The organism is Mesorhizobium shonense, assembly GCF_040545255.1.
GTDB lineage: Bacteria > Pseudomonadota > Alphaproteobacteria > Rhizobiales > Rhizobiaceae > Mesorhizobium > Mesorhizobium shonense.
Genome location: NZ_JBEPLM010000001.1, coordinates 840,304 through 864,009, shown reverse-complemented (window position 1 = coordinate 864,009; position 23,706 = coordinate 840,304). Strand labels below are relative to the sequence as shown.

The 23,706-nt window shown below is 64.8% G+C and carries 16 protein-coding genes and 2 pseudogenes; 5 read left to right on the top strand and 13 right to left on the bottom strand.

What is annotated here, in order from left to right:
• Positions 1 to 44 precede the first annotated feature (44 nt).
• The 3 genes and pseudogenes from ABID26_RS04385 to ABID26_RS04375 form a co-directional block, all read left to right on the top strand.
• Positions 45 to 3,194: an efflux RND transporter permease subunit gene (locus ABID26_RS04385; RefSeq protein WP_354414043.1), complete on the top strand. Its 3,150-nt coding sequence runs from the start codon at positions 45 to 47 to the stop codon at positions 3,192 to 3,194.
• A gap of 191 nt (positions 3,195 to 3,385) precedes the next feature.
• Positions 3,386 to 4,506: pseudogene (locus ABID26_RS04380) on the top strand (LLM class flavin-dependent oxidoreductase); the annotation flags it as partial.
• Positions 4,506 to 5,744: pseudogene (locus tag ABID26_RS04375) on the top strand (NAD(P)-binding domain-containing protein); the annotation flags it as partial. The pseudogenes ABID26_RS04380 and ABID26_RS04375, both read left to right, overlap by 1 nt.
• A 51-nt stretch (positions 5,745 to 5,795) precedes the next feature.
• On the opposite strand, the gene ABID26_RS04370 reads toward ABID26_RS04375, so the two are convergent.
• The 5 genes from ABID26_RS04370 to ABID26_RS04350 all read right to left on the bottom strand — a co-directional run bounded on the left by ABID26_RS04370 (position 5,796) and on the right by ABID26_RS04350 (position 11,003).
• Complete coding sequence (locus tag ABID26_RS04370) at positions 5,796 to 6,581, bottom strand: glucose 1-dehydrogenase (protein ID WP_354414040.1); 786 nt, start codon at positions 6,579 to 6,581, stop codon at positions 5,796 to 5,798.
• 9 nt (positions 6,582 to 6,590) lie between these two features.
• Complete coding sequence (locus ABID26_RS04365) at positions 6,591 to 7,355, bottom strand: SDR family oxidoreductase (protein WP_354414038.1); 765 nt, start codon at positions 7,353 to 7,355, stop codon at positions 6,591 to 6,593.
• Positions 7,356 to 7,462: 107 nt separating this feature from the next.
• Positions 7,463 to 8,971, bottom strand: a complete 1,509-nt coding sequence (locus ABID26_RS04360) for a sugar ABC transporter ATP-binding protein (protein WP_292372505.1) — start codon at positions 8,969 to 8,971, stop codon at positions 7,463 to 7,465.
• 29 nt (positions 8,972 to 9,000) lie between these two features.
• A complete protein-coding gene (locus ABID26_RS04355; RefSeq protein ID WP_354414035.1) occupies positions 9,001 to 9,939 on the bottom strand; it encodes a sugar ABC transporter substrate-binding protein in 939 nt (312 codons plus the stop codon).
• Positions 9,940 to 10,085: 146 nt separating this feature from the next.
• Entirely contained in the window at positions 10,086 to 11,003 is a 918-nt protein-coding gene (locus tag ABID26_RS04350) for an ABC transporter permease (RefSeq protein ID WP_292300160.1), read from the bottom strand.
• Positions 11,004 to 11,312: 309 nt separating this feature from the next.
• Between ABID26_RS04350 and ABID26_RS04345 the strand changes: the two genes are divergently transcribed.
• The gene (locus ABID26_RS04345; RefSeq protein ID WP_354414032.1) at positions 11,313 to 12,275 is read left to right on the top strand and encodes a sugar-binding transcriptional regulator; all 963 of its coding nucleotides are present in this window, start codon (positions 11,313 to 11,315) and stop codon (positions 12,273 to 12,275) included.
• A 9-nt stretch (positions 12,276 to 12,284) separates the two neighbouring features.
• On the opposite strand, the gene ABID26_RS04340 is transcribed toward ABID26_RS04345, so the two are convergent.
• The 5 genes from ABID26_RS04340 to ABID26_RS04320 form a co-directional block, all read right to left on the bottom strand.
• Positions 12,285 to 12,863, bottom strand: a complete 579-nt coding sequence (locus tag ABID26_RS04340) for a hypothetical protein (RefSeq protein WP_354414030.1) — start codon at positions 12,861 to 12,863, stop codon at positions 12,285 to 12,287.
• Between the two features lie 74 nt (positions 12,864 to 12,937).
• Complete coding sequence (locus ABID26_RS04335) at positions 12,938 to 14,422, bottom strand: xylulokinase (RefSeq protein WP_354414028.1); 1,485 nt, start codon at positions 14,420 to 14,422, stop codon at positions 12,938 to 12,940.
• A 123-nt stretch (positions 14,423 to 14,545) separates the two neighbouring features.
• A complete protein-coding gene (locus ABID26_RS04330; RefSeq protein WP_354414025.1) occupies positions 14,546 to 15,868 on the bottom strand; it encodes an NAD(P)H-dependent oxidoreductase in 1,323 nt (440 codons plus the stop codon).
• A gap of 344 nt (positions 15,869 to 16,212) precedes the next feature.
• Positions 16,213 to 17,103, bottom strand: a complete 891-nt coding sequence (locus ABID26_RS04325; RefSeq protein ID WP_354414022.1) for a DUF427 domain-containing protein — start codon at positions 17,101 to 17,103, stop codon at positions 16,213 to 16,215.
• Between the two features lie 2 nt (positions 17,104 to 17,105).
• A complete protein-coding gene (locus ABID26_RS04320) occupies positions 17,106 to 18,761 on the bottom strand; it encodes an ABC transporter substrate-binding protein (RefSeq protein WP_354414020.1) in 1,656 nt (551 codons plus the stop codon).
• A gap of 125 nt (positions 18,762 to 18,886) precedes the next feature.
• On the opposite strand from ABID26_RS04320, the gene ABID26_RS04315 reads away from it, so the two are divergent.
• Positions 18,887 to 19,795, top strand: coding sequence for a LysR family transcriptional regulator (locus ABID26_RS04315; protein ID WP_354414018.1), 909 nt, complete (start codon positions 18,887 to 18,889; stop codon positions 19,793 to 19,795).
• A gap of 6 nt (positions 19,796 to 19,801) precedes the next feature.
• Here the strand turns inward: ABID26_RS04315 and ABID26_RS04310 are convergent, their stop codons facing one another.
• Genes ABID26_RS04310 through ABID26_RS04300 form a run of 3 tightly spaced genes read right to left on the bottom strand, consistent with a single transcriptional unit; the run spans position 19,802 to position 23,650 of the window.
• Positions 19,802 to 21,823 (bottom strand): ABC transporter ATP-binding protein, encoded by a 2,022-nt coding sequence (locus tag ABID26_RS04310; protein ID WP_354414015.1) that lies wholly within the window; start codon positions 21,821 to 21,823, stop codon positions 19,802 to 19,804.
• On the bottom strand, positions 21,816 to 22,700 hold the full coding sequence (locus tag ABID26_RS04305) for an ABC transporter permease (RefSeq protein ID WP_354414012.1): 885 nt from the start codon (positions 22,698 to 22,700) through the stop codon (positions 21,816 to 21,818). Before ABID26_RS04305 ends, ABID26_RS04310 begins: the two co-directional genes overlap by 8 nt.
• Complete coding sequence (locus tag ABID26_RS04300; protein ID WP_292300158.1) at positions 22,697 to 23,650, bottom strand: ABC transporter permease; 954 nt, start codon at positions 23,648 to 23,650, stop codon at positions 22,697 to 22,699. The genes ABID26_RS04305 and ABID26_RS04300 overlap by 4 nt, the downstream gene beginning before the upstream one ends.
• Between the last annotated feature and the right edge of the window lie 56 nt (positions 23,651 to 23,706).

Below are 23,706 nucleotides of genomic sequence, written 5' to 3'. Positions count from 1 at the left end.
CAGGGCAAGCGTGCCTTGCCGGCCAATTGGACTGGACTTGCGCCATGACCACCGACAGCAGCATCGAAAAGCGGCCCTTCAACCTCTCGCGCTGGGCGATCGGACATCCGAGCATCGCCCGCTTCCTGTTCGGCCTGATCATCCTGGCCGGCGCGCTCGGCCTGATGCGCATGGGCCAGAAGGAAGACCCGGACTTCACCTTCCGTGTCATGGTGGTGCAGGCGGTGTGGCCTGGCGCCTCGATCCAGGACATGGAAGACCAAGTGGTCAACAAGATCGAGCGCAAGCTGCAGGAAACGCCGCATCTCGATTTCGTGCGCTCCTACACCCGTGCCGGTAGCGCCATCATCACGCTCCAAGTGAAAGGCGACACCAATGCCGAAGAGGTGAAGGACGCCTTCTACCAGGTGCGCAAGAAGGTCGGCGACATCGCTAATGAACTGCCGCAGGGCCTGCTCGGCCCCTATTTCAACGACGAGTTCGGCGACACCTTCATCACGCTGCATTCGATCAGCGGCGACGGCTTCAGCTATCCGGAGCTGAAGAAGTTCACCATCCAGGCGCGCGACATGCTGCTGGCGACGCCGGGCGTCGAGAAGGCCGTCATCATCGGCGACCAGCCGGAGAAGATCTACATCGACGTCTCGTCCAAGGCGCTCGCCGAGCGCGGCCTGACCATAGTCGACCTGCAGAACGCCGTGAAAGGCCAGAACGCCGTCGATCCGGCCGGCTCGGTCGACACCGGCCTGCGCTCGGTCCGCATCTCGGTCGAGGGCGACGTCGCCAAGGCCGCCGACATCCGCGAGCTGAGGCTGCGCGCCGGCAACCAGGTGACGCGCCTCGGCGATATCGCCACGGTCACCTCCGGCCTCGAGGATCCCTACCAGCGCAAATATCGCTTCAACGGCCACGAGAGCGTCCAGGTCGGCGTCGTCATGGCCAAGGGTTTTAACGTTAGGGACGTCGGCAAGGATGTCGAAGCGACCTACAAGCGCTTCGAGGAAGGCCTGCCTTACGGCGTGGCGGTCGACCAGATCTCCGACCAGCCGGAGGTCGTCAAGGACGCCGTGAACGAGTTCATGGAGGCGCTCGGCGAAGCGCTGCTCATCGTGCTTGTCGTCTCGTTCCTGTCGATCGGCTGGCGCTCCGGCCTGGTGATTGCGATCGCCATTCCGCTGGTTTTAGCCGCCACCTTCGCCATCATGTATGAGATCGGCATCGACCTGCAGCGCATCTCGCTCGGCGCGCTGATCATCGCGCTCGGCCTGTTGGTCGACGACGCCATGATCGTCGTCGAGATGATGGAGCGAAAGCTGGAAGAGGGGTTGGTCAAGATCGAGGCGGCAAGCTTCGCCTATTCCTCGACCGCCTTCCCGATGCTCACCGGGACGCTGATCACCACCGCCGGCTTCATCCCGGTCGGCTTCGCCGCCTCAACCGCCGGCGAATATGTGCGCACGCTGTTCTATGTCGTCGGCATCGCGCTGGTGGTGTCGTGGTTCGTCGCCGTCTATTTCACGCCGTGGCTCGGCTACATGATCCTGAAGCAGCGCAAGCACGCCGGCACCCATCACGACGTCTTCGACACGCGCTTCTACCGGCGGCTTCGTGCGACGGTCACTTGGGCGGTGCGCCACCGCATCATTGTTTTGGTGATGACGCTGGTCACCTTCGGCACCAGTCTCTGGGCCTTCCAGTTCATTCCGCAGAACTTCTTCCCGCAGTCCTCGCGCCCGGAAATCCTGGTCGATCTCTGGCTGCCGGAAGGCACCTCAATCAAGGAGGTCGAGGCGCAGGCCAAGGCGCTGGAATCAAGGATGATGGACGATCAGGACAAGCGCTTCATCGCCACTTACATCGGCGAGGGTGCGCCGCGCTTCTTCCTGCCGCTCGACCAGCAGCTCAGGAACCCGAACTTCGCCCAGCTCCTGGTGATGGCCAAGGACGAGCCGGCGCGCGAGCGGTTGATTGTCAAGCTGCGCTCGATCCTGGCCAAGGATTTCCCGTCGATCCGCGCCAAGGTCGACCGCCTGTTCCTTGGGCCTCCGACCGGTTGGCCGGTGCAGATGCGCGTCATGGGTCCGGACCGACAGGAAGTGCGCCGCATCGCCGATGAGGTGAAGGCAAGGTTCCAGGCGAACCCGCTGCTCGGCGCCGTCCATGACGATTGGCTGGAGCCGGTGCCGGCGATGAAGCTGGTCATCGACCAGGACCGCGCCCGCGCGCTCGGCGTCACCTCGCAGCGCATCCGCCAGATGCTGCAGGCGACCATGTCCGGCGCGCCGCTCGACGATTTCCGCGACGGCGAGGAGACGGTCTCGATCGTCGCCCGCGAGCCGGAGGCGAGCCGTCATCTGCTCTCATCGGTCGACTCGGTCTACATCCCGACCGACTTCGGCGGCTCGGTGCCGCTGTCGCAGGTGGCCAAGGTGGTGCCCGTCATGGAGCAGGGCATCGAATGGCGGCGTGATCGCCTGCCCACGATCAGCGTGCGCGGCACGCTGCCGGACGGCGTGCAGTCGAACGACGTCGTCACCAAGATGTACAACGACATGAAGGACCTGCGCGCCGGTCTTGCCCCCGGCTACAAGATCGAGATCCAGGGCGGTGCTGAGGACTCGGCCGAAAGCCAGGCCTCGATCGCGGCCAAGGCGCCGATCATGCTGGCCATCATCGTCGTCTTGCTGATGGTCCAGCTGCAGCATTTCGGCAAGTCGATGCTGGTGCTGGCGACCGGTCCGCTCGGCATCATCGGCGCCGCGGCAGCGCTTCTGATCAGCGGCGCGCCGTTCGGCTTCGTCGCCATCCTCGGCGTCATTGCGCTGCTCGGCATCATCATGCGCAACTCGATCATCCTGGTCGATCAGATCGATCAGGACATCGCGGCGGGCATGGAGCGATCGGAGGCGATTGTCGGCGCGGCCGTCCGCCGCTTCCGGCCGATCATGCTGACGGCGCTGACCGCGGTGCTCGCGCTGATCCCGATCTCGCGCGCCGTCTTCTGGGGGCCGCTGGCCTACGCCATGATGGGCGGCATCCTGGTCGCCACCGTGCTCACCATCCTGGTGCTGCCGGCAGGCTATGCGCTGTTCTTCGCCCGCGCGCCCAAGAAGGCCAAGACCGACGAGCAGGCGCCGGAGCCGGAACAGATCGAAGGCATCGAAAGACCGCAGCTGGCACTGGCTGCGGAATAAAAGGTGGCAACCTAGGATCATCCGCCATCGGCGAGAATCGGTGGCGGATGATCCGCATCTCACCCTGCGACGCGCGAAAATTGCTCCTCGGCAGCGGCCAAGCAAAAAAGAATTCCTTTTCAGCGGACCACCGCAGTCCGATCCTGTGCTGATACGGAGCGGCAACGCCCATCGTCGCTGGATCACTTCGCATGGCTGAACGAAAGCAATTGCGTCTCGGCGCCTTCATGCGCCCGGTCAGTCTTCATACCAGCGCATGGCGCTACCCGGGCGCCTATCCCGACGCCAACTTCAACTTCGCGCATTTGAAGCGTTTCGCGCAGACGCTCGAGGCGGCGAAGTTCGACGCCTTCTTCATGGCCGACCATCTGGCCGTGCTCAACATGCCGATCGAGGCGCTGCGGCGAAGCCATACGGTGACCTCCTTCGAGCCGTTCACGCTGTTGTCGGCACTCGCTGCTGTCACCGATCACATCGGCCTTGTCGCCACCGCCTCGACCACTTTCGACGCGCCCGCCATATCGCGCGTCGTTTCGCTTCGCTGGATCACATCAGCGGTGGGCGCGCCGGCTGGAACATCGTGACGACGTCGAACCCCGACGCAGCCCTGAATTTCGGCCTCGACGGGCATTTCGAGCACGACGAACGCTACCACCGGGCGCGCGAATTCTACGATGTCGTGACCGGTCTGTGGGACAGTTTTGCGGACGATGCCTTCATCCGCGACGCCGAAAGCGGACTCTATTTCGACCCCTCGAAGCTGCATGTGCTGGCGCACACGGGAGAGCATCTGTCGGTGCGCGGACCGCTCAACATCGCCCGGCCCATTCAGGGCTGGCCGGTCGTTGTTCAGGCTGGCGCGTCCGAGGCCGGGCGCCAGCTGGCCGCCGAAACCGCCGAGGTGATCTTCGCGGCGCCGTCCGACCTTGCATCCGGCCGGCGCTTCTTCGCCGATGTGAAGGGCCGCGCAGAAAAACTCGGCCGCTCGCGCGACGACATCAAGATCCTGCCTGGCGCTTTCGTCATCGTCGGCAACAGCATCGAGGAAGCGCGCGCCAAGCGGGCAAAGCTCGACAGCCTGGTCTACTACGAGAGCGGCATCGCCTCGCTGTCGATCGCGCTCGGCCATGATGCGTCCAGCTTCGATCCCGACGGTCCGCTGCCGGATGTGCCGGACACCAATGCCTCGAAAAGCAGTCGCGAGCGCGTCATCGAGCTGGCGCACAGGGAGAACCTCACGGCCCGTCAGCTCGCCCAGCGGCTTGGCGGTTATTCAGGCCTCGCCTTCGTTGGCACGCCCAAAACCATAGCAGTCCGACTGGGGGGCTGTGGAACTACACCTGGCGCACCGGCCTCGACGAGCATGGCGACCCGGTGCACGGCTCGATGTACCGCTATCTGTGGTCGAATGGGCCGAAGGAATGCCTCGAATTCGCCGACTACACCTTCGAGGAACATTTCGGCCGGCCGATCGCCTCCTATCCGCCGCGCGCCGTGCTGTGGGACTACATCAAGGGACGCGTGGAAAAGTCGGGCGTGCGCAAATGGGTGCGCTTCAACACGCCCGTGCGCATGGTCACTTTCTCCGACGAGACCAAGAAGTTCACCGTCACCGCGCATGACCGCACCAACGACGTCACCTATTCGGAAGAGTTCGACAACGTCGTCGTCGCCTCCGGCCACTTCTCGGTGCCCAACGTGCCCTTTTTCGAGGGCTTCGCCACCTTCAACGGCCGCATCCTGCACAGCCACGATTTCCGCGACGCGATGGAGTTCAAGGGCAAGGACATATTGATCATCGGCCGCTCCTACTCGGCCGAGGACATCGGTTCGCAGTGCTACAAATACGGCGCCAAGTCGATCACCTCCAGCTACCGTTCCAAGCCGATGGGCTTCAAATGGCCGGAGAACTGGAAGGAGGTGCCGCTCCTGCAAAAGGTTGTCGGCAAGACGGCGCACTTCAAGGACGGCACGACCAAAGAGGTCGATGCCATCATCCTGTGCACCGGTTACCTGCATTCCTTCCCGTTCCTCACCGACGACCTGAAACTCAAGACAGCCAACCGCATGTGGCCGCTGGACCTCTACGAAGGCGTCGTCTGGGAGAAGAACCCGAAGCTGTTCTATATCGGCATGCAGGACCAGTTCTACACCTTCAACATGTTCGACGCGCAGGCCTGGTACGCGCGCAACGTCATCATGGGGCGCATCAAGCTGCCTTCCGCCGCGGCGATGGCCGAGCACAGCGCCAAGTGGCGCGGGCGCGAGGAGACGCTCGAAGACGCCGAGCAGATGATCTGGTTCCAGGGCGACTACACCAAGGAGCTCATGGACCAGACCGATTACCCGGGCTTCGACGTCGAGGCGGTCAACCACACCTTCATGGAATGGGAGCACCACAAGATGGAGAACATTATGGCCTTCCGCGACAATGCCTACCGCTCGCTGATGACCGGCACGATGGCGCCCAAGCACCATACGCCCTGGCTGCAGGCGATGGACGATTCCATGGAGAGCTATCTGCAGGTGAGGGGCGTCGCGCCCGAGTAGACTCGGCCTGCGCCTGGCATGGCTGCCCGGATCGCCGGGCAGCCGGTAGCCCTAAGACATGATCAGGCCGCCATCGACATTGATCGTCTGTCCGGTGATATAAGCCGCGTCGTCGCTGGCAAGGAAGCTGACGAGGCCGGAAACATCCTCGCCGCTGCCGGCGCGGCCCATGGGGATGTTCTTCACCCATTCCGCCATCAACTCGCCCGGCTTGTAGTCGCCGAGCAACTTGCCCCAGGCGGTGTCGTTATAGGCCCACATGTCGGTGTCGATGATGCCCGGGCAGATGGCGTTGACGGTGATCTTTTCTTTGGCCACTTCCTTGGCGAGGCTCTGGGTGATGCCAACGACCCCGAACTTCGAGGCGGCATAATGCGGCGTGTAGATGAAACCCTGCCGCGCCTGGCCGGACGCCGTGTTGATCAGCCGGCCGCCTTGGCCATGCTTGCGCATGCGGGAGATCGCTTCCTGGCAGCACAGGAACACGCCCTTGGTGTTCACCGCCATCACCTTGTCCCACTCGGCTTCCGTCATCGCCTCGATCTTGGCGATGGTGATGACGCCGGCGTTCTGAACCGAGATGTCGACGCGGCCGAACGCCTTCTCGGCGAGATCGTAGAGCGCCGCGACCTCATCCTTCTTCGTCACGTCCATGCGCATCGAGGCGACCTTCGCGCCCGCAGCCTTAAGGGTAGCCGCGACCTCATCGACGCGTGGGTCGATGGCGCTGACCACGACCGCAGCGCCTTCCGTCACGAAGCGCCTGGCCATGGCTGCGCCGATGCCGCCGCTGGCGCCCGTGACGACCGCTGTCTTTCCTTCAAAACGCTTCTGCATTTTTTCTCCCTACCAGCAGACGAAGCCGCCATCGACGATCAGGTCGATGCCGGTGACGAAACTTGCGGCCCGGCTGGCCAGGAACACGGTCGGCCCGATCATTTCCTCCGGCGTCGCCATGCGGCCCATCGGCGTGTCGCGCTCGAAGATCTTGACCTGCTCGGCGACTTCCGGCCGCTTGTTCATCGGCGTCAGCGTGTAGCCGGGGCTGACGACATTGACGCGCAGGCCGCGATCGGCCCATTCCATTGCGAGGCTCTTCGACATATGGATCACCGCCGCCTTGGAGGAATTGTAGTGCGCCTGCGTCAGGCCGCGATTGACGATCGAGCCCGACATCGAGGCGATGTTGACGATCGAGCCCTTGCGGCGAGGCAGCATGACGCGCGCCTCTGCCTGGCAGGACAGAAACACGCCGCTGACATTGACGTCGTAGATCTTCTGCCACTTCTCCATCGGCAGCGTCTCGGCGGGCTCGGCCCCTGCGACGCCGGCATTGTTGACGGCGATCGTCAGCGCGCCGAGTTCCTTTTCAACGCGTTCAATTGCCGCCGCGAGATCGCTTTCGGACGTCACAGTGCCGGTCAGCACCAGCGCCTTGCGGCCAAGCGCCCTGATCTTGCCGGCCGTCTCTTCCAGCCCGCCCTTCGAGCTGTGCCCGAAGCAGGCGACATCGGCGCCGGCCTCCGCGAGGCCGACGGCGATCGCCTGGCCGATGCCGCTGCCTGCGCCTGTCACCAGCGCTACGTCGCCATGTAGATCGAACAGTTTCATCTCTTTCCCTCTCCCTAAATGAAGGGGCGCCAACTTTGCTGGCGCCCCGCGCGGTCCGGTGCCTGGGAGGGTATCACCTGCTGCGCTTTGTTCCCATCCGCCGTGCCTCAGCTCGTGGCGAGCTCCATTACGGCGATATTGCTTGCCTCTTCGCGATCGAGGATGCCGCGCTGGCGGCCGCGGCTCAGCACCAGCACGCGGTGCGAAAGCCCCAGCACTTCCTCGAGATCCGAGCTCACCACCACCACCGCCATGCCGGAGCGGGCGAGGTCGGCAATCACGTCGTAGATCGCGGCGCGGGCGCCGACATCGATGCCGCGCGTCGGCTCGTCGAGGATGAACACCTTGGGCGGCCGCGACACCCATTTGGCGATGATCACCTTCTGCTGGTTGCCGCCGGAAAGCTTTGAGACGGCCTGGTTCGGCCTGCCCTTGACGCCAAGCCTCGAAATGCCGGCCTCGGCGAATCTCTGCACCGCTTTGGGAAACACCCAGCCCTTGGGCGCGACATGATCGAAATTGCCGATGGCGAGGTTCTCGCCGATCGTCTGTTCCAGCACCACGCCCTGCGCCTTGCGGTCTTCCGGCACCAGCACGACGCCGGCCTTGATCGCCGCCGCCGGTCCGCTGAGATGCACCGGCTGGCCCGCGACGCGCACCGCACCGGAAGAGATCGGATCGGCGCCGGCGATCGCCCGCACCAGTTCGGTGCGGCCGGCGCCGATCAGTCCGGCGATGCCGAAGATTTCGCCCGATTTCACCGCGAAGGAAACGTCGTTGAAGCTGCGCTCGGGCGACGACAGGCCCTCGACCTCGAGGAGCGTCTGGTCGCCGGGCGGCGACAGCTTCGGGAACATGCGCTCGACGCTGCGCCCAACCATCTGCTCGACCACCGTGCGCACCGGGATGTCGGCGCGCTCGTGCCGGGCGACGATGCGGCCGTCGCGCATCACCACGACGCGGTCGGCGATCTGCGCGATCTCGTCCAGGCGGTGGCTGATATAGATGAAGGACATGCCTTCGGCCTTCAGCTTGCGTATCTGCTTGAAGAGCAGTTCCGTCTCCTCGCCGCCAAGGGCCGCGGTCGGCTCGTCGAGGATCAAAAGCTCGGCGCTCAGCGTCAGCGCCTTGGCGATCTCGACCTGTTGCTGGGCGGCGACGCGCAGCGTGCGTACCTTGCGCTCGGGCGAAACGTCGAGACCGAGGCGCTTCAGCTGCGCCGAGGCTTTCGCATTCATGGTCGCGCGGTCGATGCGGCCGCCGCGCATCGGCAAGCGCCCGACATAGACATTCTCCGCCACCGACAGGTCCGGCAGCAGCTTCAATTCCTGATGGATCATGCCGACGCCGGCCTCGATGGCCGCCGCGGGATTGGCGGGGGAATAGGGCTGCCCCCGCCAGATGATGGTGCCGGCATCGGGCTTGGTCGAGCCGGCGATGATGTTGGACACCGTCGATTTGCCGGCGCCGTTCTCGCCGAGCAGCGCCACGACCTCGCCCGGCCGCACCTCGAAGCTCGCATCGGCCAGGACCTGGACCGGTCCGTAGCTTTTGCAGAGGCCGTTGACGAAGAGCCCGTTGTGCGGGCTCTCGCCAGTGTGAGGATCAAGGGACATCGTGGCGCTCTTTAGGTCTCAGCCAGCCCTCAAGGGTGTTTCTCGATGAACTGGGCGACATTGTCCTTGGTGGTCAACGTCGCGTCCTGCAACTGGCCGGCAGGCAGCTTGTCGCCGGCCACCAGCTTGACCGCCGAATCGACGGCGAGCCGGCCCATGCCCTGCGTCTGCTGCGTCGCGGTCACGTCGAACACGCCGTCCTTCAGCGCCTTCAGCGCCGCCACGTCGCCGTCGAAGCCGGCGATCCAGATCTTGTGGTCGGGATTGGCGACCTTGACCGCCTGCGCTGCGCCCAGCGCCAGCGCGTCGGCCTGGCCGAAGATGATCGAGACATTGGGATGGGCCTGCAGCAGGTCCTGCGCCAGCTTGAAGCCTTCGTCCTGGTGCCATTGGTCGCTCCAGAGCTCGCCGACCACCTTGATGTCCGGATAGGCCTTCAGCGCCTCGCCGCAGCCCTTGGAGCGGTCGACTTCCGGCGTCGTACCTTTCTGGCCATGGATGATCACCATCTCGCCCTTGCCGCCAGCCTGCTTGGCGATGTAGTCGCACACGCCCTTGGCGGAGTTGACGCTGTCGGTGGCGATGAAGGTGTCGCCGGGCGCGCCGTCGGCATTGCGGTCGACATTGACCACCGGGATGCCGGCGGCCTTCGCGGTCTTGGTCGGCACGGTCGCGGCGGTGGCGCCGGCCGGGATGTAGATCAAAGCGTCGATGTTCTGCGTGACGAGATCCTGCACCTGGCTGACCTGCGTTGCCGAGTCGCCCTTGGCGTCAACGGTGATGACCTCGATGCCCTTCTCCTTGGCGTAAGCTTCGACCGACTGCTTGATCTGGTTGAAGAAATCCGCCTGCAGATTGGCGACGGCCAGCCCGAGCTTCTTGGCGTCCTTGGCCGAAGCGGCGTCGGACAGGCCGAGCAGCGGGACGATGGCCGCGGCCGCAAGCAGCAGTGAACGTTTGGTCAGCATGTTTTTCCTCCGTTGGTGTTCGATCTGTCCCGCCTGCGCATCGCGGCGCCCCCGGCCGGACAGTCCCAGTCTCGGATCGACCGATCCGTTTCGCCCGGACATCCGGGCGAATCCCTATTGCGCCCCATCCATTGGGGCCTCATTCGTCATTGTCTGCGGCGACGCCAGGTGTCGGTGGCGACCGCCAGCGCGATCACCACGCCGATCACCACCTGCTGGATGAAGGGCGAGACGCCGAGCAGGTTGAGCCCGTTGCGCAGCACGCCGATGATCAGCACGCCGATCGCCGTGCCGCCGATCGAGCCGATGCCGCCCGAAAGGCTGGCGCCGCCGATCACCACCGCCGCGATCGTGTCGAGCTCGTAGCCGACGCCCGAACTCGGCTGCACGGAATCGAGCCGAGCGGCGAGCACGATGCCGGCGAGCCCCGCCAGCAGGCCGCAGATCGCATAGACCCAGTTGGTCAGCGACTTCACCGGGATGCCGGAAAGGCGGGCGACCTCGGCGCTGCCGCCGATCGCATAGAGGCTGCGGCCGGTGGCGCGATAGTTGAGGAAGATGGCAAAGACGATCGCCAATACTATCATCAGCCCGACGGTGACCGACAGGAAGCCGAAATGGCGCACGATCGAGAGATTCGTGAACCAGTCGGGAAAGCCGACGATCTGCGAACCGTCGGTGATCATGTTGGCGAGGCCGCGGGCCACCGACATCATGGCAAGCGTCGCGATGAAGGGCGGCAGCTTCGTCACCGTCACCAGCAGGCCCGAGACCAGGCCACAGAGGGCCGCGACAACGAGCGCGGCCGCGATGCCCACAGGAACACCGAGATTGAGATAGTCGGGATAGGCGACGTATCCCATCACCATCGAGGCCAGCGCCAGCACCGAGCCGACCGAAAGGTCGATGCCGCCGATCAGGATGACCAGCGTCATGCCGATCGCCATGATGCCGAGCACGGTCACCTGGTCGAGCACGTTCAGGATATTGCGAAAGGTCAGGAAGGTATCGGTGGTCAGCGCCAGCGCCAGGCAAAGAAGCGCCAGGCCGATCAGCGGTCCCATCGTTCCGGCAAACAGCGCCGAAAGCTTCGCGCCGGAAGCCGCCTGCGTGGCGCCGGTGCCAGCCTTCAACTCGCTCGTCTCGTTGCTCACGGCCACTTCGTCTCCTCCGTCAGCGAGCCGGCGATGGCCCGCCAGCTGCTCTTGTTCACCAGGCACCTCCCTTGTGAACAATTTATCTTTGATATGCAATTTTGTTCAGCTAAAACGTTCATCAGAAAATTGTCAAGTGCCACCGACGCTTTCGGCGGCGGTTTGCACGAACCGACGGTTTGCCATAGGGAAAGCCCAGCACATGCGGGAGGCATAAGGATGGCGGTGATCGAGAACGAGAAGGCCTCGCGCTTCCCGGATGCCGAGCTCAAGGCCCGCGCTGCCTGGCACTATTATGTCGAAGGACTGACGCAGGAGCGGATCTCCGAGATCCTCGGTGTCGGCCGCATCAAGGTGCACCGGATTCTCTCGGCCGCGCGCGAGGAGGGTATTGTCCAGTTCCGCATTCGCGACAGCGTCGTCGAATGCGTGCAATTGGAGGAAAGCCTGAAGCAGCGCTTCGGCCTCAGCCAGGCCGTGGTCGTGCCTTCTGCCGCCGACAGGAGCAACACGCCGCTGCTGGTCGGCCACGCCGCCGCCGCCTATCTCGCCGACAACGTCAATCCCGGCGACGTCATTGCGCTCGGCTGGGGCAGGACGCTGAAATTCGCCATCAACGAATTGCCCAGACGGCCGATCGCCAGGACGACGGTGGTCTCGATGCTCGGCGGCCTCACCCATGCGCAGCCGCTCAACCCGACCGAGAGCGCCTGGGAGTTCGCCGAAAAGATCGGCGCCGAATGCTATCTGCTGCCTGTGCCGGTCTATGCCGACAGGCCGGAGCAGCGCGATGCCTTCATGAGCCAGCGCAGCGTCCAGGACGTCGTCTTTAGGGCGCGGCGCGCCAACATCGCCGTGCTCAGCGTCGGCTCCTTCTCCAGCGACAGCCCAATCGCCAATTACGGCTTCATCAAGCCGAGCGAGCTGGAGGAATTGCAGGCGGCGGGCGCGGTCGGCGATATCCTCTGCCACTTCATCGACGCCGAGGGCCGCACGGTGGATCACGAGGTCAACCGCCGCGTTTGCGCCTATCCGCTAGGGGATCTCTCCGACATTCCCACCACCATCCTGGTTTCGGGCGGGCAGGAGAAGATCGCCGTCATGCGCGCGGCGCTCGCCAACACGAAGGTTTCGGTGCTGATCACCGATGAGGGCGCCGCCAAGGGGCTGCTCGGCCGGTAGACCGGCCGGCTAGAAGTCGCAGGCCTCGGGGCGCTTCTCGTATGACCAGTCCTTGAGCGGCACGGGCTTGAAGCTGCCCTTGACCGGCTTGCCGTCCTCCAAATCCTTGGAAGCTTTGCCCTTTCCGGTGAGGTAATTGATGTCGCAGTCACCAACCGTCGTCTCGACGGTCCCGTCGGATTTGTGGGTGTTCCAGTCCCAGTAGCGGCGGTAGCCGCCGACCATGAATTGGCCGCGGCGATGGACGATGATCAGCGTGTCTTCCGTCGATTTGATGGCGCCGCAGCCGAAGCAGGAGGTGATCGCCAGGGATCCCTTGCCCTTGGCTTCGAGATCGAGGATCCGGTCCTCGGTCAGCGCCTTCTTGACGAAGTCGGGCTTTCGCGAGGGATCGGGCTTTTCCGTCGCCAGATAGATGTAGAGATCGGCCGGGGCACCATCGTCCTGCATCACCACGGCGCGGTCCATTGTGCCGTCCTGGTCGATATCGAGCGCAAGCTCGAACGCCGGCTTGTCGCCGCCAAGCGCCGGCGTCGTCGCCAAGGCGACAGTCAAGGTCAGGGCTGCATGATGAATTCTTATTTTCATGTGCAATCGTCCGCCGCGCGCCGGAACCTAGCATCAGCGGGGCAGGGCGCAAAATGCGTTGGTTCACATAGAAATCAGGCCGCGCCCAGCCGCGCGTGGATGTCGCGCGTCGCGTGGTAGAGGTCGCGGTATATCGCCTTGCGCGCGCGGTAGGTCGGAACCAGTGTCTCGACGGGATCGACCTGTCTTGCCGGTGGTGCCGCCATCGCCTTTGCCGCGTCTTCCGGCGACGCGAACCAGCCGATTGCCGAGGCCGCCAGCATGGCGGCGCCAAGTGCGGCCGCCTCGTTGACCGGCGAGACGAAGAGCGGCCGCTCGAGCACGCTCGCCATGATCTGCATCAGGAGCGTCGAATTGGTGCCGCCGCCGGCCGCGATCATCGCGCCGGCCTTGCCGGTCTGCTCCTCCATCGCGTCGGTGGCGATAGCCTGTTCCAGCGCGATGCCTTCCAGCACGGCGCGGAAGAGATGCTTCGGCTCGTGGTCGAGCGACAGGCCGACGATCGCGCCGCGCGCCGCGCCGTCCCAATAGGGGCTCATGACGCCGGCCCAATAGGGCATGACGAGCAGGCCGTCGCTGCCCGGAGCAACCGCCATCGCCGCCTTTTCCAGCACGGCGGCCGAAGGCGAACCGGTGGTGCGCACGATCCAGTCGACAAGCTGCATGCCGGAGCGCAGCACGGTTTCCAGATTGAAGCCGGAGCCGGTCGGCGAAACCAGCGTGCGGAACGCATCCGAAGTCGTGACCGTGCCGGAATAGTTGCCGCTGACGACGCCCGAGCCCAGCGACAGATAGCTTTTGCCGGGACCGTAGACTCCCATGCCGAGGCCCATCGCCTGGCCGTCGCCGGCGCCTGCCACGACCGGCGTGCCGGCCTTCAGGCCCGACACCGCCGCGATGTCTTCCGAAAGCCGGCCGCAGACCGCGCCGGGGGCAGAGAGCTCCGGCAACTGCTCCGGCCTCAGGCCTGCCGCCTCGACCAGTCGCGGATGCCAACTGCCGTGAGCGATGTCGAGCAGGCCGAGCGGATCGGCGCTGGCCGTGCTGGTGACAAGCCGGCCCGTGAGCCGGTGGACAAAGAAAGCGTGGACATCGACCAGCGCTGCCGCCTGGGCGAGCGCTTGCGGTTTGTGCTCCATCAGCCAGGCCAGGGCATAAAGCGCGGGCGTCGGGTCCGGCGGCTTGCCGCTCCAGTCGCGGATCGCCTCGCGGCCGAGCTCGGCCGAAAGCCGCGCCACCTGGCGGCGGGCTCGTTCGTCCAACCAAAGGATGGCGGGGATGAGCGGCTTGCCGGCGCTGTCGATCAGCGTGAAGCTCTCGCGCTGGTGGGCGACCGAAATCGCCTTCACGCGCTCCGCGCCGACTCTGTCGGCGACCTCTTTCAGCGCCGATATCAGCGCCGTCCACCAGTGCTCGGCGTCCTGCTCAAAATGGCCGGGCGCCGGATTGGACAGCGGGTAGGTCTCGCGCGCCTGGAATAGTTCCGCGCCGTCGCGCGCGAAAGCGATCGCCTTCACGGCCGTCGTCGAGGCGTCGATCCCGATTACGACATCGTCCATCAGCCGAGGATCCGGAAGGTTAGTGCATGTCCGGCAAAAGTGTGCAGCGGTTTTGCCAAAACGACATGCATAAAAACAAAGACCTAAAGCGCGTCGCCTGGATCCGTTTCAGCGCGACGCGCTTTAGGCCGCGTTGGTTACGAACCGTCCGTCCGACTGGTCGAGACGACGGCGGATCTGGGTTATCACCATCGAATCGTCGGGTACACAATTTTCATAGGTCAGGAAATCGCCGGCCTTGACCGGCTTTACCACCTTGGCGCGTTCCGCAAGCCCGAGCGGCAGCGCGCCCTTGGCACGCGCATCCTCCCAGGTCATGGCGAAGCCGCGATAGTCGTTCTCGCCGATCATGCCGAGCGACTGTCCGGTGCCGAGATTGGTCTTGGCAACCGCCACTGCCTCGGCCACCGGATGGTCGAGCGGCTCCATGTCGGCGCGCTTGTAGACCACCGCGCGCGCTGCCGACAGTGGCACTTCGAGGCTGGTGAGGTGATAGGGGCGGAAGATCGTGAAATAGGGGCCCTTGCCGACCTTGAGGTCGATCATGCGCTCCAGCACGCGCGGATGCTTCGTTTCGATGATGCAGAACACGCCGGGCGCGACACCCTTGCCGATCGAATAATCGACCACGCCCTTGCGGTGCAGCACCCCGCCATCCTCGCGCGGGCAGAGCACGCTTGCCAGTTCCTCGAGCGTCGCTGTCGGGCCGTGCATGCCGGGCACGTCGGGCACCAGGCCCGTGGCGTTGGCGATCGCCACCATCTCGATCGCCGTCTTCGAGCCGTCGACGAATTCGACCAGCATGCGCGCATTCATGTTGCGCTCATTGGCCTCCTTCTCGTAATCGGCGGGCATCGCGTCGATGTTCAGCGGATTGTTCTTGCCCTTGCCGGCGGCCACGATGTTGAAGCCGAGGCTCTTGGCAAAGCCGATGATCTCCAGCGTACAGGCGGGCTCGTCGCCGGCAGCCCCGGTGTAGACCACGCCGGCCTTGCGTGCTTCCTCCTTGAGGAAGCGGCCGATGGTGATGTCGGCCTCGACATTGAGCATGACGATGTGCTTGCCGTTCTTCATCACTTCGAGCGCGAACAGCGTGCCGATGTTGGGATTGCCGGTGGCGTCGATGATGACGTCGATGCGGCCGGCGGCGGCGAGCGCATGCAGGTCTTCGGTGATGGCGATCTTGCCTGCCTCGATGGCGCGGTCGATTGCCCCCGCATTGGGCGCCTGCACGATGTCGGAGCGGTCATGGCCGGCAAGAAGTGCCGCGTCGATCGCCGCTTGCGGCCGGACCTCGGAAATGGCGCCGATGCGCATGCCCGGCATCAGTGCGACCTGGACGACGATATCCGTCCCCATCTGCCCAGCGCCGGCGAGCCCGATGGTGATCGGTCCCTGTTTTTCAGCGCGCTGCAGGAGTTCCGCTGCGAATTGCGGATGGGACATGTCGCTTCCTCCGGTCCTTGGCGCGCCGCCGCGCCGTAATCGTCTGAACATTCCTATTTCTATTTGAAAAATATTTCAACCGGCATTTCGGAAAGTTGCGCAGGAATCAAACCGGCGGACGAGCGCTCGCAGCAACGCGGAATCGTCGGCGGGACAGCGCCCCCTCTGTCCTGCCGGACATCTCCCCCACAAGGGGGAGATTAGCCTAGCCGTCATCGCGGTCTTCGCTATTTTTCAACGTCGCAGGAGGAGCGGAGCGCCCAAGCTGCTAATCTCCCCCAAATGGGGAGATGTCCGGCAGGACAGAGGGGGCGCGAAGGAACGCTGCGGAGGCTAGATAGGACTCAAAAATACCCGTCGGACGCCGCTGTCGCCTCTTTCGGAATCTCAACCCCGTCGACCAGGATCTTGTCGACCAGTTCGTGATGGAAACACACCAGCCCTTTGATGCGCTCGGCCTCATGCACCGGCTCCGGATAATACCAGACCAGGTTCTCGTGCCGCTTCTTGGGCGTCGTCACATGGTAGTAATTGGAGATGCCCTTGTAGGGGCAGCGCGAGATGTAGCGGCTGGGCGAAAACATATCGAGCCGCGTATCCGAGATCGGCAGATAATGGCGCACCGGATGGCCGGTCTCGAACAGGAACACGCCGCGCCGTGAATCGGCGACCTGCTCGCCGTCGAGGATCACCTGCACCCGCCGCGACGAGGGCAGGCAGTCGACGCGGCGGAACGGGTCGCGGGCGTGGACGAAAATCTCCTCGTCCTCCTCGTACCAATGCGTCATCTTCGGCCAATAGAAGGATATGTAGTCCGCGATCGGCGGGCAGCCCTTGACCGGATCGAGATAGCGCCACGCGCCATCCTCGACCAGCGTGATGCCGGTGTTGAGCGAATAATGCGTGGCGGTGCCCTTGAACGGGTCTTCCGTCGTCGTCCGGCTCGGCAGCAGGAACTCCTCGCGCACGTCGCTCACCGGGAAGTAATAAACCGGCAGGTGGTCGCTCTCGTAAAACACCAGCGCCTTGGTGGTGTCGGCGACGATCATCGGCCCGACCTGCACGCGCAGCCGCTTGGGTGAGGGCATGGTGAAGGCGACATAGCCCGGCTCGAACTCGTACTGCACGATAGTGTCGAGCAGCGGGAAATGCGGCCCGCGGCCGCGCAAATGAGGCTTGCGAATGGTAGTCGTCCTTTTCTCGTCGTTTGCCGCCAGGTTCCTGCGCGCGACCATGATCAACCTACCGATACGCGATCGAGCAGCAGTCCGGCGGCGATCGGCGGCAGGCCGCTGACATTCTTGCGCACAGGCACCAAGAGATCCGGGAAATAGCTGAAGATCACCGGCGTCTCGTCGAGCAGCAGTTTTTGGATGTCGGAAGCGGCCTTGCGCTGTGCGTCGAGGTCGAGCGCCTTCAGATAGCTGGTGACCAGCCCGTCATAGGTCGCGTTCTTGAAATGCGCCGCATTCCACGGACCGTCGCTGACCAGGGGGCTTTTCAGGAACACGTTCGGCACGCTGCGATGCGCGTAGTCGGTGATGCCGAGCGGGCTGTCCAGCCAGTCCGACTGGCCGAACACCGCCTTGCCGTAATATTTGTCCTGGTCCTCGATGTTGAGCGAGATGCGCGCGCCGATTTCCTTGGCGAAGTTCTGGAACAGCTGCGCGTAGCCGGGAATGTCGGAATAGCGCAACGTGGTCAGCGTCATGTCGAAGCCGCTTCCCAGGCCCGCCGCTTCCATCAGCTGCTTTGCCTTGGCGATGTCCTGCGTGCGCAGTGGCACCGACTTGTCGGTGGCGGGGAAGGCCGGCGCGAACGGGCTGTCGTTGCCGACCGCCGCCATGCCGCGGCAGAGCCCGTCGACCAGCTTGGAGCGGTCGATAGAGAGCGCCAGCGCCTGGCGCACGCGCTTGTCGGTGAAGGGCGCCATGTCGCAGCGCATGTGGAGCTGGCGATGCGCGGTCGAGGCTACGCGCAGCACCGTGATGTCGGGATTGCCGAGCACCACCTGGCTGACGTCGAGCGGGATGGCGTCGAGCACGTCGACCTCCCCCGCCTGCAGCGCCAGGATGCGCGGCTGCACGTCGGCGTAGAACTTGAACTCGAGCCGGTCGGGCAGCGCCTTCTCGCCCCAATAGTCGGGGTTGCGAACGAAGCTCGCGCCGACCTTCGGCGTGTAGCTCTCGAGCCGAAATGGTCCCGTGCCTTCAAAAGTTTTCTCGTAGTCGCCCTTGTAGCTCGCCGGCAGGATGACGGCGTTGTAATTGTCGATCGACACCGAATAGGGGAAGCTGCCGTTCGGCGCGTCGAGATGGAACTCGACGGTGTGATCATCGACCTTGCGCGTGCCGCCCTTCGACAAGAGGCCCTTGAACACCGACAGCGCGTTGGACGTGCCGTTCGGGTCGGCAAGGCGATCGAAGGTCGCCACGACGTCGTCGGCCTTGAAATCCTCGCCATTGTGGAATTTTACGCCCTTGCGCAGCTTGAAGGTCCAGACGCTGCCGTCGGCGTTGGGCGACCAGCTTTCCGCCAGCACCGGCTTCAGCGTCAAGTCCGGCTGCGTCGCGCACAGGAATTCCGCCGTCTGGAAGACGAGCTGATAGCTGCCGCTGTCATAGAAGGTCACCGGATCGATGGCGCCGCCCGGCACGGCGACGCCGGCGCGCACCGTGCCGCCCGGCTTGCCCTCGGCACGCGCCTGCGGTGCGCCAAGTCCGACCGCCGAGGCGATGCCGCCGAGGAAGGGCAGCGACAGACCGAGCACGCTGCCATGGCGCAGGAACTCGCGCCTGCCGATCTTGCCGGCCAGCAATTGGTCGATAGCGGAATTTTCGATTGCGCTGAGATTTCTGCGAGCGGCGTCGATCGTCCTGAAATGCTTCGGCATGGCTGCATTCCTTGGCTGGCGTGGGGCTTCGCCATCTAGTTCACTGTTGACCACGACCGAAAAGCGATATTTTTTGATGAGGGCCATCGGAATCTTCGATTGCCGCCGAGCCGAAAGCGAAAGCCATGGATACCGAGAATCTGCGCAGTTTCCTGGAGGTCGCGGCGCATGGCAGCTTCACCATTGCCGCCCATCGGCTGAACCTTGCCCAGTCCACCGTCAGCGCACGCATTCGCGGCCTGGAAGAGCAGTTGGGACGCAAGCTGTTCGTGCGCGACAGCGACGGCGTTTCACTTACCCCGGCAGGTCGGCAGTTCCTGCCGCATGCCTCGACGATCACCCGGACCTGGGAGCAATCGCGCCAGGACATCGCCGTTCCCGATGGCTACGAGACGCTTCTCAGGCTCACCGCGCCCGCCTATCTCTGGGACAGCATCACCTCGCCCTGGATCGACTGGATGCGGGCGAAGCGGCCGAACGTGGCGCTGCGGCTCGAAGGCAGTTTTCCGGATCTCGCGATCGACCAGATGGCCGAAGGCCTGCTCGACATCTGCATCCTCTATCTGCCCAAGCCGCATCCCGGCATCGTCTATGAGACCTTGGCCGTCGATCAGGTGGTCCTCGTACAGCACACGGCGCAGGTCGGATCGTGGACGCAGAATTACATCCTGATGGACTGGGGACTGGAGTTCCGCGTCGAGCACGACCGCGTCTTTGCCGGCATGGTGAAGCCGGCGATCTCCGCCGGACTGGTGTTCATCGGCCTGCAGCATGTGCTGTCGCAACGGGCAGCCGCCTATCTGCCGCTGAGTGCCGTGAGCCCCCATATCGAGCGCGGCGAGTTGCGGCGCGTCGAGGACACGCCGGTGTTCCAGCGCCCGATCTATCTCGCCTATCCGGAGAATCCGGCCTCGTCCGACGCTCTCGACATCGCTTTGACCGGTCTGCGCACGCTGGCCAGGAACCTGTCCAGCGATCAGGTTTTCGCCGAGAGCGACCGCGCCTTCAGTATGACGGGTGCGGCGGCATCCTGAAGGCGATCACGCGGGCTCCACGGCTTTCGGCTTTTGCAGCCTCGCCAGTTCCTCAAACGGAATGTGGCAGCGGATCGTGTGGCCGGGCTCGGCCTCGGCCAGTTCCGGCTCCTGTATCTCGCAGATCGCGCCGATCTTGCGCGGGCAGCGCGTGTGGAAAACGCAGCCCGTCGGCGGGTTGGCTGCGCTCGGGATCTCGCCATCGAGGCGGATGCGCGCGCTTTCCGCCCGGTCGAGCTTCGGAACGGCCGACAGCAGCGCCTCGGTATAGGGATGGTGCGGACCGGAGAACACTGCCTCCGATGGCCCAAACTCCATGATGCGGCCAAGATAGAGCACGGCGATCTTATCGGAGAGATAGCGCACCACGCCGAGGTCGTGCGAGATGAAGATGTAGCTGACGTCCTGCTTCGACTGCAGGTCGGCTAACAGGTTGAGGATCGCCGCCTGCACCGAAACGTCGAGCGCCGAGGTCGGCTCGTCGCAAACGACGATGCGCGGATCACCGGCGAAGGCGCGCGCGATCGCCACGCGCTGCTTCAGCCCGCCCGACAGCTGTCGCGGCTTGACGGCGAGATGGCGGTCGGTGAGCCGCACCGAGCGGACAAGTTCTTCCAGCCGTGTGTCCAGTGTCTTGCCGGTGAGCCCGCCCAACCGCTTCAAGGCGCGGCTCAGGATATGCCTGATCGAATGCGAGCGGTTGAGCGCCGAGTCCGGATTTTGGAAGACGATCTGTACCGCCTTGACCTGGTCTTCGGAGCGGCTTGCAAGCCGCGGCGCTAACTGCTTTCCCTCAAGCTCGATGCTGCCGCCTTCGTCCGGCTGGACGAGGCCGAGCAGCAGCCTGGCGAAGGTGGTCTTGCCGCTGCCGGATTCGCCGACCAGGCCGAGCGTCTCGCCGGGCCGCAGGCTGACCGAAACATCCTTCACGGCTCTCAGCGGACGGCCGTGGCTGGCATAGGTCTTGTTCAAGCCCTCGACCTGCAACACCGGCGGCGCCTGCTTGGGTGCTGCGGCAGGAATCTCGGCGGGCGTCGCGCGCGGCAGCGACTGCGCCTTGTCGTGGTAATGGCAGCGCGACAGCCGGCCGTCTCCAAGCTCGTAGAGCGGCGGCGGCTCGCTGCGGCAGCGCTCCGTCGCCAGCGCGCAGCGGTCGGCGAAGGCGCAGCCGACGATATTGGCGCCGATGCCGGGCAGGAAGCCCGGGATGGTGTCGAGCCGGCCCTGGTCCTTGCGCTGGCCGCCGCGCGGCAGGCAACGCAACAGCGCCACCGTGTAGGGGTGGCGCGGATCGTTGAACACGTCCTTGGTCGAGCCTTCCTCGACCAGCATGCCGGCATAGAGCACGCCGACCCGGTCGCACATGTTGGAGACGACGGCGAGGTTGTGGCTGATGAACAGGATCGAGGCCGACAGCTCGCGCCGCAATTGCCCGATCAGGTCGAGCACTTCGGCCTCCACGGTGGCGTCGAGACCGGTCGTCGGCTCGTCGAGGATCAGCATCGACGGATCGTTGGCCAACGCCATGGCGATTGCCACGCGCTGCTGCATGCCGCCGGAAAGCTGGTGCGGATAGCGCTGCATGACGCTGGCCGGATCGGAGATCCGCACAAGGTTCAGCATCGCAATCGCCTTATCGGCGGCGGCCTTTCCCGAGATGCCGGCAAGCTCGAAGATCTCCGTCAGTTGCCGGCCGATGCGCAGCGACGGGTTCAGCGCCTTGCCGGGGTCCTGATAGACCATCGACACGCTTTCCGCCCGCGCCCGCCGCAGCGCTTCGGCGTCGAGCTTCATGACGTCCTGGCCGTCGAGCGCGATCGAACCGCCGGTGATCGAGCCGTTGCGCGGCAGATAGCGCACCACCGATAGCGCCGCGGTGGATTTGCCGCAGCCGGACTCGCCGACCAACCCGTAGGCTTCGCCCCGGCCGATCTTGAGGCTGACATTGCGCAGCACCGCCCGGTTGCGGCCGCCGACGCGATAGGCGACCGAGAGATCGTTGAGTTCGAGCGCGTTCTTCTCAGTCATTGAACGCTCCGTGGACGCCGTCGGCCACCAGATTGACGCCGATCACCAGCGAGGCGATGGCCAAAGCGTCGAACAGCACCGTCCACCAGAAGCCGCCGCCGATCATGCCGTAATTGCTGGAGATCGAGAGCCCCCAGTCGGGGGAGGGCGGCTGGATGCCGAAGCCCATGAAGGAGAGCGTTGCTACGGCGAAGATCGCATAGCCGAGCCGCACCGTCGTCTCGACCAGGATCGGCGGGATGACGTTGGGCAGGATCTCGACGAACATCGTGTGCGGCGCGCCCTCGTGGCGCAGCTTTGCCGCCGCGACATAGTCGAGCTCGCGCTCGGCAAGCACCGCCGAGCGCACGGTGCGGGCGATGATCGGCGCGAAGCTCAGGCCGATGACGACGATGACGGTGATCTTCGAAGTGCCGAGTGCGACGATGGCGAGCAGCGCGATGATCACAACCGGGATCGCCATGAAGGCTTCCAGCACGCGGCTGACGATGTCGTCGACGATGCCCCGGAAATAACCGATGAGCAGCCCCAGCGCTGTGCCGGCGATGGTCGCAAGCAATGTCGCCAGCGGCGCCACCGTCAGGATGTCGCGGGAGCCGACGATGACGCGCGAGAAGACGTCGCGGCCGATCTGGTCGGTGCCGAACCAGTGTTCGGCCGACGGCGGCGCAAGCGCGTTGATGATGTCGTCGGCAAGTGGGTCGTAGGGCACGAAATGCTCGCCGAACAGCGCGCAGATGACCCAGAACAAGACGATGGCGAGCCCGGTGAGGAATGTGCCCGACCGCAGGAGCGAGTGCAGCACCTCGCCCCAGGGACCGCGCCACGACGCGGCGTCCGGCGCCGGCAGGTTCGCGGGAGTATCTGTCGCGGTCATTGCTCTGCCCCCAACCGGATGCGCGGATTGAGCACCGAATAGAGGAAGTCTGCGACCAGTGTGGCCACCGCATAGACGATGCCGATGGTGAGGATGCCGGCTTCCAGCATCGGAAAATCCTTGCCGCGCGCGGCGGTGAAGATCAGCGAGCCGATGCCCTGGTAGCGGAACAGCGTCTCGATGACGACCAGCCCGCCGATCAGATAGCCGGTTTGCGTGGCGATGACGGTGATGGTCGGCAACAGCGCATTGCGCAGCACATGCCGCCAGATCACCGTGCGCCACGGCAGGCCCTTGAGCACGGCGGTGCGCGTGTAGTCGGAATCGAGCGCCTCGATCATGCCGGATCGTGCCATGCGGGCGATGTAGCCGAACAGCACCAGGAACAGCGGCAGCGACGGCAGGATGAGATAATAGAGTTGGGTGAAGAAGCCGGCGCCTTTCGGCCAGGCGGCGGCGATCGGCAGCCAGCGCAGCCAGACGCCGAAGATCAGGATCAGGATGATGCCGGTGACGAATTCCGGCAGCACAGTCACCGACAGGCCGCCGAGACTGATGATGCGGTCGAGCGGCCGGTTGAGGTTGAGCGCGGCGATAACGCCGCCGAGGATGCCGATCGGCACCACCAGCACGAAGGCGACGAGCGCCAGCTTCATCGAATGGCCGAGCGCCTCGATGACGAAGGGCGCGACCGGCGCGCGGAAAATATAGGACGTGCCCATGTCGCCATGCAGGAAATTCCAGATCCAGGTTCCGTATTGGACGAGCAGCGGCCGGTCGACGCCGAGTGAATGGTTGAGCGCGTCGACGGCGCGCTGGTCGGCGAACGGCCCCAATATGGCGCGCCCGACATTGCCGGGCAGCACCTGGCCGCCGAGGAACACCATGACGCTGAGCAGGAACAGCGTGACGAGCGACAGAGCGAGGCGCCGGACGAGAAAGGCGAGGATGGCGAATACTCCAATTGGGGCCGGCTCTCCGTGGAGGGCCGGCCGTCAGGGGTAAG